The following is an 18,877-nucleotide window of genomic DNA, read 5'->3' as shown; positions in this document are numbered from 1 at the left end:
AAGTATCCACTACTCCTCTTGGGAATGTATCTTACAGCCTTACTCGCCACTGTCTGTCTGGCTAGTAGAATTACTCAAATTGGGCCTATGCTTGAGCCAGGGGGAATTTTTATCTTTCCATTTACTTTTTGCATATGTGATATTGTGGGTGAGGTTTATGGGTATGCTTATCCACGCTTATTCATTTGGATTGGAATCATTTCCGAGGTTTTGTTCTCACTGATTGTTATCGGCGTTTCTCATTTGCCTGCTCCTGAGTTTTTAACTGGAGTTGAAGCTTATAAAATTGTTTTTGATCCAACGCTGAGATATGTTTGTTCAGGGCTTCTTGGATTATTCGTTGGTGAATTCGCAAATATTTACATCTTAGCGAAATGGAAAATTCGTTTAAAGGGGCGGCTTTATCTTTTAAGAAGTTTATTATCAACAGTTTTTGGTCAAGCTATATTAACAGTAATTGTTGATTTACTTAATTACTCTGGAGTTATTAAAGGAGGTGATTTACTTTGGATGATGTTATGCGGTTTTTTTTGGAAATTTTGTTGTGCACTAATTATGGTCTTCCCATCTTGGATTTTAGTTAAGTATTTGAAAAAAATTGAAAATGTAGATCATTACGATATTCACACCAATTTTAATCCATTTGTTTTAGAAATGAAGGAGGTTAGGTTGATTTAATACTGGATTCTTACCTCTATCAATATTCCAATAATCTTATCATCTTTATTATCGAGCTTAACCAAGCTCATGTTTTCACTAGTTTCTTGCATTTTGATGAAATTGTTTTGTTGCTCAATAAATAGTCTATTAAACAGAATTTGATCGCTTCCCTTTCTATAAACAATTACAAAATCCCTATCTTTTGGAATTTTTGCTACATCAAATATTAAAAAGGAGTTTAAAGGAAACAATGGCTCCATTGAGCTGTTATTCATAATCAGAGCAAACGAGCCTTGTGAGACATGTTGGTTAATCCATAATGTTTCATCTTCATCAGAAAAACATGAGGGCCATGATTTTAATAGTTCCCAATCTATGATAGGAACAGTTTGTATCTTTAAATCAGATTTTAGTTCCTCTGATATTTTTATTGTCATTGGCGTAAAGCCTAATAGCTCCTCTTGAGTAACGGAGAAATAATTAGCTATGGCCAATAATGCTTTCTTTCGTGGCTTTTTTGTTGAGCCCGCTAAAATGTGGTGAATGGTTGGTTGAGGTATTTGAGTTAATCTGGCTAACTCACTAACCGTCAAATTCCCATGAATACGCATTAAATGAGTCAGATTAGTAATTAGGTCATTTTCTTTCATAAATTATTTAATAAATTTATTCTATTGCGATTGACAAGTAGTATTGCATACTTGTAAATTATGTCAATTTGAATAATCTTATTCAAATTTATTCAAAACGTATTTAATGAGGAGCAAATATGGATGAGCAACCAGAGCGTGTTTTGGCGTACCAATTGGCTTTAACGATTGATGATGAAGCATTGATGAAAGTGGCTCGGCGTTGTGATCGGCGTAGTTTTCGTCATTTGTTGGAGGCTCGGGTCAGGGATAATCAGAAGAAGATGTTGACTATGATTTTTCCTCCCTCCAGTCATTTTTATTTTATATAAGAAAATTGTCACAATTAGCTTTAAGGAAGAAGTAATGAAGTTTTTAATTCCCACCGATTTGAATGATACCCATACCTTGTTTGTGAAGTTTGCTCTTGAGCGTGTTAATCATGAAGTGAGATTGCTCTATCCAGCTGATTTCCCTACTCGGCAGACCAATTCAGTGTATATCAAAAAAGGGGAATATGAATGGCGTTGTTCGGATTGCTATGAGTCGGTACTTAATAATCACTATGATGTGGTATGGTGGCGCGGAATTAGAACATTCATTCCACGGGAGGCCTTGCATGCTGATGATTATGAGTTCACTCTGAAAGAAAATGCCTTGTTTTATGATTCTTTGTTTGAAAACTTGAATGATGATGCCTGGTGGGTGAATAGTAAAGAAGCCTCTAATCGAGCACGTTCCAAATTGTTACAATTAAAATTAGCTCAGGAATGTGGGCTATTGGTACCCTACACCTTATGCTCCAATGATCCTTTGGAGATTCGTCACTTTGTCATTCACAACGAAGATAAGACTGGAGTCATTTACAAGCCCTTGACTACTTCTTGCTGGCATGAAGAAAAGCAAATCAAAATGACTAATCCATCACAAGTCAGATTTTTGGGATTACCTCCCAATAAGGTTCTGCAATTGACTCCCGGGATTTACCAGATGGAAGTTAAGAAGGATTATGAGATTGTAATTAATTGCTTTGGTGATTTTATGGTTGCCGCGAAACTTGTAGATCGCTCTCCTGAAAAATCTACATTAAATTGGCAGTCGATTGCTCAAGGCCAAGTTGAAGTTGAGCCTTATGAAGCCCCTGAAGAGTTACAAAAGAAATTGCGTTTGCTGATGTCAAAATTAGGCTTGGTTTATGGCTCTTTCAGCTTTATCCGCGATAGTGAAGGACAATATATTTTTAATGAAGCCCATGATGACAGGCAAATTCTCTGGCTTGAGGAATGCAATCCGGAGTTTAGAATACTGGATATTTTTGTGCAGTTTTTACAATCAAAAACTATAAAATTCAAATGGCAGCCGAAAAAATTTCAGCATAGCCTCGAGCGTTATAGGGCGCAAGTTAGCAGCGCATTTACCGAAAACAGAGATTATCGATTGGATTTGAACAATTTGCCCTTCGAGTCGATGGATTATGTTATGAAAATTACCTATGACAAAGATTGGTGGCGCCCATACGACTAGAACCTTTTCAATATTTATTAACGTTGATTAAGTTCAGGATTAATAATGTATTGCCCTTGAGCGGGTGTCCATTCATGGAATTATAGAGCTGATCACCATATGGATACCCCTTTTCTGAATATAATGATTTCTTAATGTTTGAGTGAGATATTGTATCAGAATCGGGCACTTGGGCAAAAATAGTACAGAATAGCCTGTTGTACGTGGTTAACGGCACCCATGACATATAAATCAAAGGCCGAAGAATTAATCATCGGCCAGATGTCAACAGATTCTAATTATCCAAAACAATACGATATCGTGCTTTACCTGAGCGCAGATGATCCAAAGCTTTATTCACGTCTTTCATTGCAAAGTGTTCAGTCATGGGGATGATGTTGTGTCGTGCGCAGAATTGCAGCATGTCTTGGATGGTAGCCGGGCTGCCGAGAGGGGAGCCTGAGATACTGCGCTGAGTCATAATCAGTTGCATTGATTGTGCAGGAATAGGCGCGGAGGTTACACCAACTGTATGAAGACGTCCATGTGGAGCAAGCGCATTAATGTAGGCTGACCAATCCAGATTAGCATTAGTGGTGTTCATTATAAAGTCAAACTGTCCTGCAAGTGCTTCGATTGCTTTTGGATCTTTTGAATTAACGACATGATGCGCGCCCATCTCTTTGGCTTCTGCTTCTTTGCCAGGGGAAGACGAAAAGGCTGTAACTTCGCATCCCCATTTGTTGAGAAACTGTAATGCCAAATGACCTAGCCCGCCAATACCAATAACGCCTACGCGATGAGTAGGGCGCACTTCAAATTGCACAATAGGGTTGAATACAGTAATTCCGCCGCAGAATAATGGACCGGCATTTTTAGCATCAATCGCATCGGGTAATGCGATTGCCCATTCTGAGTTACAACGCACCGTATCTGCAAATCCACCATGTCGTCCGATTATCGTTTGTTCTGCCGTTCCACAAAGATTATGATCCCCACTGAGACAACGATGGCAATGCATGCAGCTTCCACTAAACCAACCCAGGCCTACACGCTGTCCGATTTTCAGATTTTTAACATGATCTCCGACAGTCTTAACCGTCCCTATGACTTCATGACCAGGAACAATCGGATAATTACTGAAACCCCATTCATTATCAATCATAGCCAGATCTGAATGGCAAATGCCGCATGATTCCACTTTAATATCAACTTGATCTGCACCAATTTCACCTAAATCATATTCGAAAGGAGAAAGTTGACTGGATTTTTCTCTGGTTGCATAGGCATGGACTTTGGTCATGATAATTCCCTTTGAGATTTGGAGTTGGTATTTTTTTAAGGCCATAGAATTTATTAAAAATAAGATTGGCAGAGCATTGACTGCTTGTCAAATTAGAATAAACGCACCTACAAGCACATTTTCGCATCTAATGCCTGCGTAAGCGTTTTATGCAACACCTAATGAAAAAGAACTGAATAACATTCCGGATTGCCATTCTGAATGTTTCAAAAGATAATGAGTTTTTTAATAGTTAAGGATATCTATGTTAAGTCTGTTTCGGAAAGCACCTGCGGCTTCGCAAGCTACGATCATGCCTGTTCATGACAAAAATCCCAAGGGAGAAACTGCACTTCATCGCGCAGCGAGAGTTGGGAATAGTAAACTTATGGATGAGCTGTTAAAGGACGCAGCTTTGGTTAATGCTCAGACAGACCTTGGGGATACTGCATTACTTTTTGCGGCCCGCGGGCATCATTATGAAGCCGCGAAAACACTGATAAATCATAAGGCTTCCGTCACAATAGCTAACAAACAGGGCGAATTGCCTATTCACTTTGCAGCGACTGCGGCTGATGTGGATTTAAATGTCTTGATCTGGAGCAAAGAGACGCTTAACGCATTGAACACGCAGGGTGAAAACCCTTTGCATTATGCGGTTGCTGCTGGAAGCCTCCCAAATGTAAAAATGCTCTTGGCGAATGGCATCAATACTAATCAGGCTACTATAAAAGCTTCTTCTTTTGCATCAAAAGGCCTTCATACCTTCCCTGGATTGAGTACTCCCGTTCACTATGCTTTACATAGAGAAGATTTAGGCATCCTGCGGGAGTTGATGCGATACGACTACAACAGAAATTTGCAGAATCAACGAGGGGAGACTGCCGCATTTCTGGCTGTAAGCCACAAGCAGGCTGACAGTCTGACGGAAGAGGAGCTGCGCAGTTTGCTAAAAGGTCTTCATCTGGAAAAATTAACCGGGAACAAGGAAACAGTGCTTCATGCTGCGTCAAACAATACGAAGATCACTGCTTCGCAATTAACCACTATCTTATCCATAGTTAACCCTGAAGCTGAGGATAAGAGCCGTCGGGTTAATCATACGATAATGGATGCTAAAAACGATTCAGGAAAGACCGCTTTAATTCAGGCGGTTATCCAGAAACAATTAGGCAAAGTGGAGCTTTTGTTAACTCATGGAGCCAATCCTGATATCGTAGACGCATCAGGATTTACCGCTATCGTCTACGCCGCTCAGAAGGGCGATAATGCGATGCTTGAAAAACTGAAAGCAGGAGGGGCTGATTTTACCGGGCAAGCGGGTGAGCTTGCTATTAAACAAGCCTTATTAAATAAACATATTTCTACTGCTACACTGCTGATTAAATCAGGAGCGAAGGCCCAAACGCCTGTTTATCCAAGCGTAAGAATGAAAACATATTCTAGCATCAGCTCATATAGTTCAATCAGTGAATCTGTAAAAGTCAATGATGGTAAAGATCACCTGGGCTGTATTAAAGCAGGAGATACTGCTTTACATATTACTGCCAGACGAAGCAGCTTGAATGAGGCAGAGAAAGCAGAGAACCTGGCATTGGCTACTGCTTGTCTGGAGCAAAATAAAGGGCTGGTGAATGTGGGTAATGCCAAAGGGAAAACGCCTCCCTTTTATGCCTTAAAGACCCTTAATGAAGATATCGCTCCTCAGTTATCCTCCAAAGGAGCGCAATTTATAGAAAGCAGTAAGGAGCCTTCGAGCAGTCATCGAGATCCTCGTTATTACTCCCTGGACATGGCCGCAGCTGACTCATTATTTACCAGGGAAACAAGAGCTCTCTTTTTCAAGGGGGAATACGTATTAACTCCAGAGCAGTTATCCATTAAACAGAAAGTGGCCGAAAAATACCATTTGTCAGGAAAAGATGTACCTCCACCGGCTAAAATGGCTGACTTGGGAGCAGAGGAGATGTTGGTTCAGGAAGGTGAGGAGGCCTCTCAGGGACCAAGAGCGCTAAGCTGCTAGGGATGAGACTGATGAGCCAGAATTAACCTGATTGAATTTGGTAATTTTAAAGCAGCCAGTTAAGCAATGCCTGCCCTTGCCTTCGCAAAGGACGGGCATATGCTTTGAACTACAATCCAAATTTAACCGGCATAACCTCTATCCAGTTCCTGAGCTGGATGTGGCTGTTCTTTTCGTTGTATGAGATAGGCACTTAAAGACTCTGCCCGGCTTAATATTTCCTGACCTATTGTTTGCAAATGACCAGAAAATTTCTCTTCTTTTAATATTTGAATTAAGCCGGCTAATTCTTCACCGCCCAAATCATTCAGGTTCCCTTCATGGGTTCGGATAAATTGATTAAGTTTGTTCCTCAGGTTTGATACATTGAAATTTTCCTTTTCATTGGCTGTTTTCCAAAAGGTTCTGTCCATAAAGCCGTTTCTGGAAAAAATATCATCGAGATAATCTTTAGCCATTGTCTCAAGTTTAGCCGTCAACTCGATAATATCTTCTTTGCAACGAATTTCATAAGCCTGAAAATCCTGCAGCACCGTAGTATCCTGTACCCAGTGTCGTACAATTTGATCTTCCATCTGGTTTATTGTACTTAACAGGCGGCTATGCCCGCTTTGATTGAGTTTACGTCCGCTTCGTTGCTGATTTTTCGCGATATCATCATCGAGTATGTTATTACGGGTTTCGCGAAGAACATTCAAAAGTTCAATATAGCGATTGGGACTTGCTGCTTCTTTATTATTAAGTCTTACGAGCAAAGAATTAATTTGTTGATCACGCGTTTCAGATTTAAACCAGGCTCCTTTGTATTGTTTACCCAGGAGAGTCAAGTTCTTTTCGAGATCGGTTAATAAAGCTTTACTCTCTTTTTTGCCATGAAGAGCATTTAAATCCAGATTGGGTTTGCCGATAATTGCTAATTCATTGGCTATCTGGAATAAGCCTTGCTGTTGCACCGGACTGAGGTCGCGCACCAGACGCAAGTTGCTCGAGGGCTTTTGCGCTAAAATCCGTCTGCTTTCCTGAGTATAGTGTTTAAGGCCATCTTCCAAAAGCATTTCATTTTTCTTGTCTGACCAATTAATGCGTCGGGTCTCATTCTGTCTAGCATTGACAAAGGCCTGGTGATTTAGCATATGCAGCCACATCACGCGGTTACGGGTCTGATTGGCAGTTTTGTTATCAAATTGATACCAGCTTTCCTGTCGAACATTTTCTTTCATCAGCTCCACGTCACCACGGCAGTCAGAGGCTTTTTTGTAAAACCACTCAGCCATATCCTTTACGGCGTCCTGCTGCTCATCAGGAGTATCGCTCAGATAGACCGCCAGATTATCGTGCAAATATTGTTCTTGAGGCAGTTTATTGGTGCTTTGCAGAATAGCATTCAGTTTTTCAATTTCGACAGAGTTGTTTTGCTGAAAACGATTAACTCCTTCAAAAATGTAAGCCAATTCCTGCGGGCTGGATTTAGGTTCGCTGCCCACCGCCATAAATAATGCCCTTAAAAGAGGCTCTAATTCCCTGTCTTTAATGTTTCTGTTTTCAGCATAACGCAGCGATTGCATCAGACTGGCTGGATTGGCCTGTATATTTAGCTGAAAGCCGCTCCATACTTTGAGTAAAATAGCTAAAGAACTTGCAGGTAATAATTTTAAATTCTGATCAAAGGCTTTTTTATCGCCAAGATTGAGAAGAGAGCTTTCTTCAACAATTTTTCTGATGCTGTTCAATGATTGACAGCAAGCCGAGAAGTCGCTGAGGTTTTGATTTAAGTGACGGGCGAGCCTCAAAAGGGCGCTGACATCTGTTTGGGTTATTGAGAGATCTCCCATCGCGGTCTGCCAATCTTCGAGACTGAATAAACAATTGGTTGCATGGGATTGCAATTCTTTGCTTACAGCAGGCATCTTATAGAATAGCGAGACAAACCACTGAGCGCCTTTTACCAAATCACTGTGCCTTTCATGCCTTGCTCTATGCAGGAATTGTTCTAATGCCTGCAAGAGTTCTTTGAGTTGCTCGCTGGATTCCTGCTGTAATGACCATTTGATAGAGCCCAGAACCTGGCAATAAATTTTGAACAGCTCGGCAGTCATATGTTGTTGATTAGCCAGGCGCAACAGATGCTTTAAGCCGCCATCACTAAATGAATGCTGTGCAAGAATTTCCTGTAATGTTTCCAGGCTGAAAGGGGGATTATTCGTAAAGCGGATTAACTCTTGACTGGCTATCGGCATTTGTTCATGCATTGACAGATACCACTGCGAACCTGCGGCCAGATTGGAATGACCCTGAGCTTTTGCGGATTGCAAAAACTGAGTATAGGTTTGCAGACCTTGTCTTAGCTTTTCTTTAGTTTCTCTTTGTTTAGACCAGCGAATTCCAGCTAAAGATTGACAGCATAGACTAAAGTCTTCCAGACTCATCAATTGCTCATTTGCTTTATGAAGTAAAATCTCGATTCCGGCTTCGTCAAAAGAGTGTTTCTCAAACTGCGCCTGCAAATCTTGCAGCTTAAATGGCGGTCTGAGAACAAAGCGATCCAACTCTTGCTGGACAGAGGGCATTTCTTGCAGGCTGGATAAATACCAGAGCGAGGCATTGCCGGGTTCGGTATTGCCTTGCTGCTCTGCGGTCTCCAGGAATTGCTGATAGCTCTTAAGCATCGGCCCCGTTTGTCCTCTGACGTTCGATTCAGATTTCCAGGTGGCCAACATTTGATTTATCACGTTAGCCGACTGTTTCTGCTGTTCTGTAGAGAAATGGTATTTGCTAACCCACAGCTGGTTTAAAACTTTTAGGTCAGAAACTTGCAAATTGGCAGCCATTTCAGGTGAGATAACTGCTGGTTGCAAGCACTGATACCAGCCTTTTCCTTGCTCATTCAGGAGACTGCTAATTACCGGAAGTGCTGCGCTTGTCATGCCTTCGGCAAGGGAGCTCCACAGAGCTCGCAGTTCGGCCCGATATTGACCTTCATTAAGATTCCACCAGTGCCCCGTTTTCTTTACCAGGGTGTTGAATGAATCCCAGTTAACCCCTTCAGAAAACTGTTGCATGACCCTGGCAAACTGCTGCAGAAATAATTCGCGATCTTCTTCAGGCAGCTGAGTCATCAAGTCTTCACAGTGACGCAGCATTCGAATGCGCTGAACATAGTTACTTTGGGTCGCTTCTTTCAGTTGAGTAAACAATTTTCCTTCATCATTGGGGAAGCTATGCGCCAAATGCCAGAGGCTTTCATTGTCTTCATAACTCATTGCTCCACCGGAAAAGCGGTGTGACATATCTGACATTGGAGTATCATGAAGCAGATTATCAATGTTTTCCAAATACAGCTTACCCCAGCGCAGTTGTTCATATTCTGAAAACTGACCTAAATAATTAAGCAGAGGCAGGATCCGGCCTACGCGGTCCTTATCTTCCAGAAGACCAGGTCCGGTCATCCACTGGCTTAAGATGTGTTGTAGCGAGGGGTGTAGTTTTCCACTTAAGCGTACAAATGACTGACGAATTTCGGATGACACAGCTTTTAAAATATCATCCGCGTTGGGAGTAAGCAGGCCGCCGGCTTTGATTTGGCCATGTATGGGGGAGGCCTTGGTTATTTGCTGTACGCGGATTTTTAATTGTTCACTGAACTGCTCAATACTCACGAATTCCTGAGCATCATGGGTGAAACTTTCTAAAATATCCGCTTGAGTTGCCAGGATTGCCAGCTGTTCGGGAATGCTGTTAAGAAGCTCATGGCTCTTTGTGCCAACTGGCAGGGCAGAGAGGATTGCACCCAGATTAGCCATGTTATAAGTGCTCTTGTCAGCGGGTTGGAATTGTTCCAGCTGAATAAGCAAAGTTATTTCCGCAGCCGGTGTGAAGTTGAAGGGAGTGATATTCACTTTGCCCATTAACTCCTCATAATTCGCCTGTAAATCTTTGGCCGCTTCACCAATTCGCTCTTCGATAAGACGAATCTTTTCTAAAGAAGTTAAGTGATTCAAGGCGGAAATACTCAGCCATTTTTTCTCAAGACTATTGAGATGGCGAGTCAGCATGCTGGTAAACTCTGAGGCTTGTCCCGGATCAATGAAAGTGGAAATCAGGCGCATTCCCCAACCGGAAAATTGAGCGATACCGGTACGAAAACCCTGAGTGGCTGCATTTTGCAAGGTAAATACATATTCACGCAAAAGCATAACCTGCTCAAACAGTTTTTCATTTTCAGAATTACCAGGAACTTCCTGTAAACTCGCTTTGATCTTGCCGTGCTCGAGCCCAGGTGTGGCCTCAATAATTCGCAATAACTGCTCGCGTTCCTGTTGCAGCTCGTCTTCGAGATAAAACTGAAACACTTGACCTTCTTCACCGTTTCGAGCGGTACGACCACCGGTTTGTAATAAATCATTGACATCGCCAGTATCGAAAATAAATACGGCTTCAACGCCGACGTTATCACCGCGGCCAAAGCCTGAAGCTACCAGAGCGATCCCTTTTTGCTTTTTACCTCCCTTCCATTCTTCCATCCTTTGTTTCTTCGCAAGCACTTCGCTGCTGGTTTCTTTATCTTCATTGGTATAGAAAAGGAGATTTTCCAATTCCTCTTTGCTTAATCGCGCGCTAAGAATGGATTTGATTTCAAGAACCTTCTTATCGTTTTTACAAGCAAAAAGTACCGATTTCTTTTCTGCCATGCAAAGCTTGAGCTGTTGCAACATGGCCTCAATCCGCTGCTCCTGGTTTCGATAAAATCTGGCATTATGCCAGTACCGTAAATCGCTTTGATTGGTTGATACATGCAATACCTGCGTTCCATGTTCCTTATTCAATGCCTGCGCTTGTGAAGTGGAAATTGTAGCCGTGAAGCCTTCCCAGCGTTTCCATAAACGGGGTATCAGTGTCGATGCGACTTGTGAACTGATAATATGACTTTCTGGAAGCACATGATAGTTCTGAGCTTCATTCTGTTTTTTCGCTTCCTCGTTGAGGTTCGTGGCTACTAGCTGATGAACTCCTGCGCTAAAGGTAGAGCCAGTCGCTTTATGATTGTTGGTTGTAAGAGGAACAATTTCTTTTAACAGATAAGAAGCGCCGCCGATCGGCACATTGTCTTCCAGAACTGAATATTTTTCACCTCGCTGCAGTGACATGGCTTCATGGGCAGATTGAATCCAGCTGACCAACTGTAAACCGTCACGCGCCAGTAAGAGCAGGTATTTGGTTTTTTCCTCATCATCCTGTGCTTTTTCGACCAGAAATTCTAATAATGCCTCAACACTTTCCCTGGTGATTTCTTCTATTTTAAAGCGCTCTTTATGTGTTTCATAGAAATCATTTAATGCCCGGTAAAACCAAATCATTTGTTTAGGAGTACGTCCGGTAGGGCGGGCATAGTTAAATGCCATTTTTCGGCCTTGACCAAAATAAGTGTCATCGAATTCATCGCCCAAGCCTTCTGATTTATCAGGATCAATCTCAATCGGTTGACCCTGGAAGCTTTGTTCATCAAGAAACAGGGATAGATCCCCCAGTGTTGTATAATGAACCTGAGCCCCGGTATAACTCTCTCGACTGGATTTGGGAGTGATTGTCGAAGTGCTTATATTTAAGTAGTCATAAAAGGCCTGGTAATCTTCCAAATCCCGCTCAGCCAAACTGCGTTTGGCGGTAAAGACGGTGGCAGTTTGTCCTTGTGCTGCTTTTTTGGCGGCGCGCATGGCCACGAAATGGCTTTTTCCTTCACCAGTGCCCAGACGCAGTACCCGGCTGGATGCAGTGACGGCCACATCATTGGCAATCAAGGCGAATTGCTGAGCCATGTGCGGATATTTGCGGGTGGTTAAGCCAAGAGCATGAAATTCCAGCGCCCATATCTGCACCTGACGGCTATCGCTCGCAGGGCTCTTACACAGGCGATGAAATGCTTCAGCTAATTCATTCCGGCTCAGATCCGCAATCGCCTTATTGCAACCCTCAACAAAAGCTTCGCCGGTTTCCAGCCGCTTTAATTCAGCAAACATCAGGCTGATTCTGGCAATTTCCGTTGCGGTCAGTGGACGATTGACCTTCCCGTCAGTAACCCGGGTCGAAGTAAACATGCGCCGCAGATCAGCTGCGCGCGTTTTAGGCACATGGCTGTGGTCTGGCCGTATTTCTGGATGAGGGTTTTTAAGGAAGCCTGATAATTCCTTTTTAAAATCATGGCTGATATCAGCTCGTTTGAGCAAACGTATTAAATCATCGGCACCAGGTGATGGCTGATGGGGATAAGCAGCTGCCAGTGCAGTCAGTTCATCCAGGGACAATCTGCTTAAGCGTTCTATGAGTTTAGGCGCTTTGCGGTCCAGTTCATATTCATAGGCCTCCTTGTCACGCAAACCGGGTTGCAGACAGCTCCAGGCAATAATGTGGAACACCAGGGCACGTTCAGCACTTCGCTCGTCGCCCAATTTCGCCATGACCTGATTGAACAGGTTTTCTTCACGAGGATCTGCCGCTATCGCCTTTAGCCACAGCGCTGTAGATTTGTGCCAGGCCTCTTTCACAGACTGGTTGGGCATAGGATGGTTCAATAATTGCCGTAGTTTGGCAAAACGATTTTCCATGCTCATTTTATTAAGGCTGCTATTCAATATTTGCAAAGCTGAATCACGGCTGGCAGCATGCTGCTCGGAAGATAAAAGATTGATGGCTTCAGTCAGCAGGCTGGTAGTGCGCGCGTACTGATATTCATGCAGAGCTAGCTGGCATAGCGCTGTTTGCTGTGGTCGGCTGAAAACGGTGTTCTTCAGAATACCCTTTAAAGGAATAATCAAATCCTGTGGAAAGTCTTTTTCCGCATTATCAATTGGTTTTGCTTTTAATAGTTCGTCAGCAAGAATAACCTGTAACATATCCAATGGAAACGGGACCTGTTCATCTTCAGGTTTTAATACATCCAGAATCTTACTGAAGTAACTGGCACTCCATACCTGATCTTTCGCTGTTTTTTCGAGGATGGCCAGCAGAGGCTCCACCTCATTCAAATAGGTGCGGTTTAGCTGTAAGCTGGTAAAAAAAGCAATCAGCGGTTGTAAAGCTTCTGTGGCTTCACCTTGGGTAGGGATGACAATATGGTTTTTAAGGAAAGTCCACAAACGATGCTGGTGATCGACAAAGAGGCCTAATTTTGCAGGACGCTCTTCTTCAGCAAGATTGCGAAATTCTCCAGAGCGCGAGTATTTGAACAGAATGTTTTGATCGGAAAGTCTGCTAATAAACTGCTTACGAATCGCTGTACGATTGACCGGTCTATTGTTCATTTCCCCGATAGTCCTGAGAAAATCATCCCAGTTTTTCGGCTGATGCAATGCCAGGGGGGTACCCTGATTAAAATTAACGGAGAATAAATGGTTTAATAACAAATCCAACTCATTCATTACGGCTAAAGTTAAACCCTCTGTCGCTTGTATAAAATCTCGTAATTGTTTTTCGGTAAATGCACCAAATAAGGTAGCCGCTTTGTAGGCAGCCAGTTGCAGAAATTGAGGATAACTGGCTTTAAAAGCAAGTTTAATCTCAAAGAGATTAAGCAAATCCTGTATTTTTGCCTGATTGCCGCCTTCCATCAATAAATCCAGCGCCTCCAGGAAATTTCCATGTGGGTAAGCTGCCAGTAATGTCTGTCCCCGCCGGGTTTGTAAAATGTCCTTAGCTGCATCCAGAGTATTGAGCGTAATGTTGATTTGAGCATGGCCCAAACGAAAAATAGCTTCATGTAAATGGCTGGCAATACTGGTCACTAAGGAGACTGGAAGGCTTTGCACTTGATCAACGATGGCAGGCATTTGACGCGCGTCATATTGGGTATAAAGAAGCCAGAGCAACTGATGGCGCGATAACAAATCATTATTGGCGAGTTTATCACTAATGAGACTGTAATCTTCGTGGCTGAATTGTGAGCGTGACGCTAACGTCCTGCGAATATTCAAGGCTGCCTCATTTGAGGTCCAGCTGAAGATTGAAGATAATTCCGGGGCGTAAGTCGGCTTGCCATGTTTAAAATGAGATAACTTAAGCTCCTCATCAAAATATTTGAAGTGTTCTTGCTGAATAGCATAGTGCACGCCGCCATGGGTTAAATCCATTTTATGCAGTGATTTTAAAAAGCGCGTCTTTTCCTCCTGGGCAGGAAGACTGCGCAGAGAATCGAGTATACGATCAACTTCGACCAGCATATTTCGCGGTTCAAACTGCGAAAACTCATCGCCAGATAAAGACAGATCCATCTTGGCGAGTTCTTTGACCAGATAATCAAAGGCTTTCCATAGTACTTCAGTGTGTTCAGCAGGCACATGATTCAAATGTTTACTGCAAAAGCCTAGCCAGGCTTCTCTGTGCGGCTGGGCTCTGGCTGGAGCCAATTGTTCAATCATGCTGTCAATAGCAGTGAAGAAAGCAGGACTAATATAGAAATTATAGTTTTCAGCTTTACTTAATACCTCAGAGTGAAACGCATCGAAAAACTGGTTGCCTAACTGGTTCTCAATCTGGCGAAACTTTGCAATCAGTAAACCAAGGGTTTCCTCGCCATTACGATAATAAACCTGGCCAAGCGCCCGGAGGGTGCTGATATCCGCTTGCCCGCGTTTAGCCCACATTTTGGTCCATTCAGCCAACTCAGGTTGTCGGGAGAATAAAATGTCACAGGCGCGGGGAAGTTTTAGTAGCAGATCCTGCTCTTTTAGTTTGAAAAATGCTGTGATGGCCTCTGGTCCACCGTATTGCCAGGCTTGAATAAACACCTGCCAGTGTCGAAGCACACGGGGAACGTCTTTTACCATTGCTGCAATATCAGGATTTTTTACTGAAAAGGTTTTCCATTCTTCTGAATAGTCTTTTTCAGGTTGCAACACTTCAAAGAGAACGAGAGGCTGGAAATCATCTGCAGTTTCCAGTTTGGGCCTGCGTTCAAGATAATAATCAATATTGAATTGACGAAAGTCTCCTTCCCAAAACTCCTGAACGGGTTTAGTTACTTGCAAGTCAACTGTAAGCGGGGTTGGAACGCCGCAGACATAGCCCATTTCAATGTTGTAACAAAGAATCAGCTGACCATCTTTGGAGCGCTGAGTGTAGATACCTTTCGGTGTGTTATTTGTTTTGGGACCAGAAGAAAGGCGCGTATGATGACGCAGCATCACCTTTGCTGCATCGAGAGTCATTGCCGATATTACATGCGGGGCTTTGACTCTGGGCTCTGCATTAATCCAGGTATGGAAAAACGCCTGCAAAGGAGTTTCTTCAGGTGTACCAAGTGGTGCATAACGTTTAACATCACATTGATTTTCTGCGATGTAGTCCTGATAGTATTTCCCCAGTAAGCGGTCGATATTGTCATAAGTGACCAGCTCACTGGTAATAACTTCTTCAACTACCTGAAGCCCCATCCGCTGTTGTTCCTGTTGTATCTGGCGGTTTTGCTGAATTTCCTGCTGCTGTTGCATTTGCAATTGCACCCCGCTGCCTCGCTGCAAAGGCCAGGGGCCTTTATCTGCGTCGTCAAAGTGCAGTTTAATTGATTCAGCCGATGGGTGGAGGGCTTTGGGTTCAGCGAAGGCATTATCTGATTTGGCGTGATCGAAACGACTATTTTCCCTGATTTGCAATGAAAGCATTGCCCCCTGTTTCAGGTGTCGGTTATTAAGAATCACATTATTCAATTGACGATAAAGGGAACGCAGCTCACGATATTCTTCGGTGGTGGTCTTATCTCCCTCAAGTTCGGGAATGACAATCAGTCCGGTCCAGCGGCCTCTCTGGGCGGCTCTCGCCAATTCACTCAAAAAAGTCGCGAATTCGCGTTTATGACGCAGACATTGAGCCAGATTAATTTGTTCGAAACTGTCTTTTTCATTAATGTGCTCAAGCAAGGCAATATAGGCTTTGTCATTGCCTGGCTGGTAGGCTGCACTGATTTGATTAAAGGGAAATGAATAACCATTACGTAAATGATCTGATAATAAGGCAAGATACTCCCTGACTTCATGCTGCTGGCAGGAGAGATAGAATAAGGGGCGGTTGCGGCCATAGATGCTCAGCAGATTTTCACTGAGATCTGAATCTCTCAAAAAAGACAGCACTTCGGATAGTCCTTTGACGCCCATGTCTTCAATACACTGCTTGAATATTTTATGCTCTTTTTTATTGGCAGCCAGATCATCTGCTTCATTCAGATGCAGTAACCAGAAACGTGCGACCCGTTGCCAGTAGTTGTCGACCATTGGCGGTAAATAACCGGATTCCTTAAGCCAGCGGTTACGGCCAAGAACTGGTAATAGCTCATCTCGCAGTTGTCTCAGTGAGTGATTAGCTTCATTAATTAGCAACTCAGTGATGTGTGCATTATCCTGCACTTGTTTTTTGATGAGTAATGATTCTTCCAGATTCAGATTAAACTTCGCTGGCAGGTGAATTTTAAGTTTTGGCTGCTTCGACTGACCGCGAAATGTATTGAGCACCATCGCAGTTGCCATATCTCTTTGAGGAATAGTACGTGAGCTTTTATCAAGCGACATGTAATTAAAGAAAGCACTATTGGTTTCAGTTTCGCGGCAAGCATTTTTATGCTCAAGCTGAAAAGAGGATTGATCAATGTTGTCTGGTACGGTCAAAGTGGTCAATTCGTTTTCAATTCTGAGAACAGGAGGATAGCCAAATCGAGTCATTGCAGGTACCAGACCTGGGATATTTGAACGATAGGCAGGCTTCCAATGCGCATCGAATACATTTATCTCATATTCATTTTCGCCAAAAATGCGAATGACATCGACCAGACTGTTGGGAGTGATAGGTTTTCCAGCGATATTGGGTAAGGCGGAAATGGCTGCTAGTTTTATGGGGAGGTAGCCAGCCCACTTCCCTTCAGGAGTTGTGTCCTGGAGCGTCTTATTTATTCTTTTAAATGCCTCGGTACAGAAGCGATTATATTCCTGTTCATAACAGCTGTAATGCACGCCTTTTGCGTCATCATCCCCACGGAACTGGGCAAATACATAGCATCCTAATAAGAAATTAAAATCGGAGGAGACATCAAAAAGCCAGGTCTTACTGATATTCTGATCCAGCCATGCAATTGCGGTATAGCCCGTTGAAATGAGATTAATTGCTTTTCTCGCACTCACTTCCTGAAATTCAATGGCCAGTCGTTTTTCAAGCTCCTTCTTTTCTTCTTCAAGAAGAGGGGTTTCACAATAAATCTGAGGATTCATTTTATTGCGCAGATCAACAACACCCCATTTAGCAAGGCCTTTGGGATCTCGATTAAAATTGACGATGAGCGCATTATTACGTAATTTGATTGCCTGCGCGTTTTCGGGCTGAATATTCAAAAGATTGAATACATTGAACTCGAAATGCCTGCCTTTATGAGCGGCTCGGTGTTTTATGTGTTCAGTTAATCGCAGCATATCCAGGTAGGTGACGGGCTCCGCTGGTTTTAGTTGTCCGGTAGCGGTTTTCTCCAAAAAGCCTGGTTGTAGAGAGGGTTTTCCTTCAAAAGGAGGCACAAAAACCATTTTTTCCAGAAAACACTTCCTCACGGATTGATCGGTTTGAAGAATTTCTGAAATAGTCTGGCTGATTTCGCCAATAGTAAAGAGTTTTCTGGAGTTGAGCTGAGAGATAATCTTGTCAAATAATTCTGTATAACTTCCTTTTCGTTTATGTTTGATTTCTTCTTCCAAAACCGGGAGGTTGAAAAGCCCATGAAAATGAGTTTCGAGCGCCTCAAAGATTTCTTCAAAATTATCGAAATTATACTTTTGGCGAAGTTTGGGAAAAGAATCAGAATACATGAGACACCTCAAAGCATGGAAGTAGGCTAAGTTTAGAGAGATTTCCTTAAAGAAATATTAAGAACTCGGTGGGGCTAAATTATGTCATCTATCGGTATAGAACTGACCCTCCTTGAGGCTCATGATTACAAGTGGCTAGAATCTAGATCCTGGCGTACTCAGTGACAGAGTTGTGTGAACAGGGTATTTTTAAACGAAGATGCTCGTACCAGGCAATCTATTGTTAAGGGAATAGACATCTTCACAATTAAGCTTCTCGCTAAGGAAAGTGAGCACTGAGGCAGGGATCTCGTAATTTATAGCAAGAATCCTGAGTATCTTCGTCAAATCAGATTGAGACTGAGGAAGTTTAATAGCCATTTCTATATCATCATCACAGGACACTATTAATTGAGGGCCCAGGGCCTGATATAAAGAACACTTTAACTTTTTCTTTAAAGCGAGATTATTATTTATTGGTAAAACAAGTGAAGCTTTTGATGTATTGATATACCAAAATATAATTTCATCACTACTACATCCGAAGAATATAGGATGAGAAAGGCATATAGTTGACTCGTTGTGCTTAATTTTCCAAGTTAGTATAAATTTTTTTCTTTGGGATTTGGGAGCAAAAAAGCCAAATATATCACCTTCATCTTCTTCTGATACATAATTATAATTTTCTTCGCAAGAATAGAGGTTATCATCTTTAATTCGGGTTTCATTCTCTGCATACCTTACTAATTTTTCATAAGCCGTTTGTAATGCTTGAAAATCAGTTGTTGCTTGCTCGTTATTTTGATTTTTATCAGGGTGGTATTTTAAAACCAGCTTCTTATATTCTCTTTTAACATCGGTAAGTGTGGCAGAAGAATTTAATCCCAAAAGGTGCAAATAAGGTTGAAGCGATGGTATATAAGGCATGTGATTTATTAACTGACTATTTTGTCATTCAGGATAATTGTAAAAA

At 42.5% G+C, this 18,877-nt stretch carries 8 protein-coding genes; 4 read left to right on the top strand and 4 right to left on the bottom strand.

Translation table 11 applies throughout. From position 1 onward, the window contains the following. Nucleotides 1–24: 24 nt before the first annotated feature. The gene (locus B1207_RS14090; RefSeq protein WP_253255875.1) at nucleotides 25–678 is read left to right on the top strand and encodes a queuosine precursor transporter; all 654 of its coding nucleotides are present in this window, start codon (nucleotides 25–27) and stop codon (nucleotides 676–678) included. On the opposite strand, the gene B1207_RS14085 is transcribed toward B1207_RS14090, so the two are convergent. Then, nucleotides 675–1,310 carry a LexA family protein gene (locus B1207_RS14085; protein ID WP_112220542.1) on the bottom strand — a complete coding sequence of 212 codons (636 nt, stop codon included), beginning with the start codon at nucleotides 1,308–1,310 and terminating at the stop codon, nucleotides 675–677. The genes B1207_RS14090 and B1207_RS14085 overlap by 4 nt on opposite strands. A gap of 119 nt (nucleotides 1,311–1,429) precedes the next feature. Between B1207_RS14085 and B1207_RS14080 the strand changes: the two genes are divergently transcribed. Further along, nucleotides 1,430–1,621 carry a hypothetical protein gene (locus B1207_RS14080; RefSeq protein ID WP_112220541.1) on the top strand — a complete coding sequence of 64 codons (192 nt, stop codon included), beginning with the start codon at nucleotides 1,430–1,432 and terminating at the stop codon, nucleotides 1,619–1,621. A 34-nt stretch (nucleotides 1,622–1,655) separates the two neighbouring features. Next, nucleotides 1,656–2,813: a hypothetical protein gene (locus B1207_RS14075; RefSeq protein WP_112220540.1), complete on the top strand. Its 1,158-nt coding sequence runs from the start codon at nucleotides 1,656–1,658 to the stop codon at nucleotides 2,811–2,813. Between the two features lie 274 nt (nucleotides 2,814–3,087). Here B1207_RS14075 and ahr read toward each other — a convergent pair whose 3' ends face one another. Further along, on the bottom strand, nucleotides 3,088–4,095 hold the full coding sequence (ahr, locus tag B1207_RS14070; RefSeq protein WP_112220539.1) for an NADPH-dependent aldehyde reductase Ahr: 1,008 nt from the start codon (nucleotides 4,093–4,095) through the stop codon (nucleotides 3,088–3,090). A gap of 244 nt (nucleotides 4,096–4,339) precedes the next feature. On the opposite strand from ahr, the gene B1207_RS14065 reads away from it, so the two are divergent. Further along, a complete protein-coding gene (locus tag B1207_RS14065; protein WP_112220538.1) occupies nucleotides 4,340–6,097 on the top strand; it encodes an ankyrin repeat domain-containing protein in 1,758 nt (585 codons plus the stop codon). A 122-nt stretch (nucleotides 6,098–6,219) separates the two neighbouring features. Here B1207_RS14065 and B1207_RS14060 read toward each other — a convergent pair whose 3' ends face one another. Both B1207_RS14060 and B1207_RS14055 read right to left on the bottom strand, forming a co-directional pair. Beyond that, on the bottom strand, nucleotides 6,220–17,925 hold the full coding sequence (locus B1207_RS14060) for a hypothetical protein (protein WP_112220537.1): 11,706 nt from the start codon (nucleotides 17,923–17,925) through the stop codon (nucleotides 6,220–6,222). A 189-nt stretch (nucleotides 17,926–18,114) separates the two neighbouring features. Next, the gene (locus B1207_RS14055; protein WP_112220536.1) at nucleotides 18,115–18,831 is read right to left on the bottom strand and encodes a J domain-containing protein; all 717 of its coding nucleotides are present in this window, start codon (nucleotides 18,829–18,831) and stop codon (nucleotides 18,115–18,117) included. Nucleotides 18,832–18,877: the final 46 nt, after the last annotated feature.

This window comes from Legionella quinlivanii (assembly GCF_003265995.1).
Lineage (GTDB): Bacteria > Pseudomonadota > Gammaproteobacteria > Legionellales > Legionellaceae > Legionella_C > Legionella_C quinlivanii_A.
Note: the sequence above shows the minus strand (reverse complement) of the source record. Positions and strands in the feature narration are given on the sequence as shown.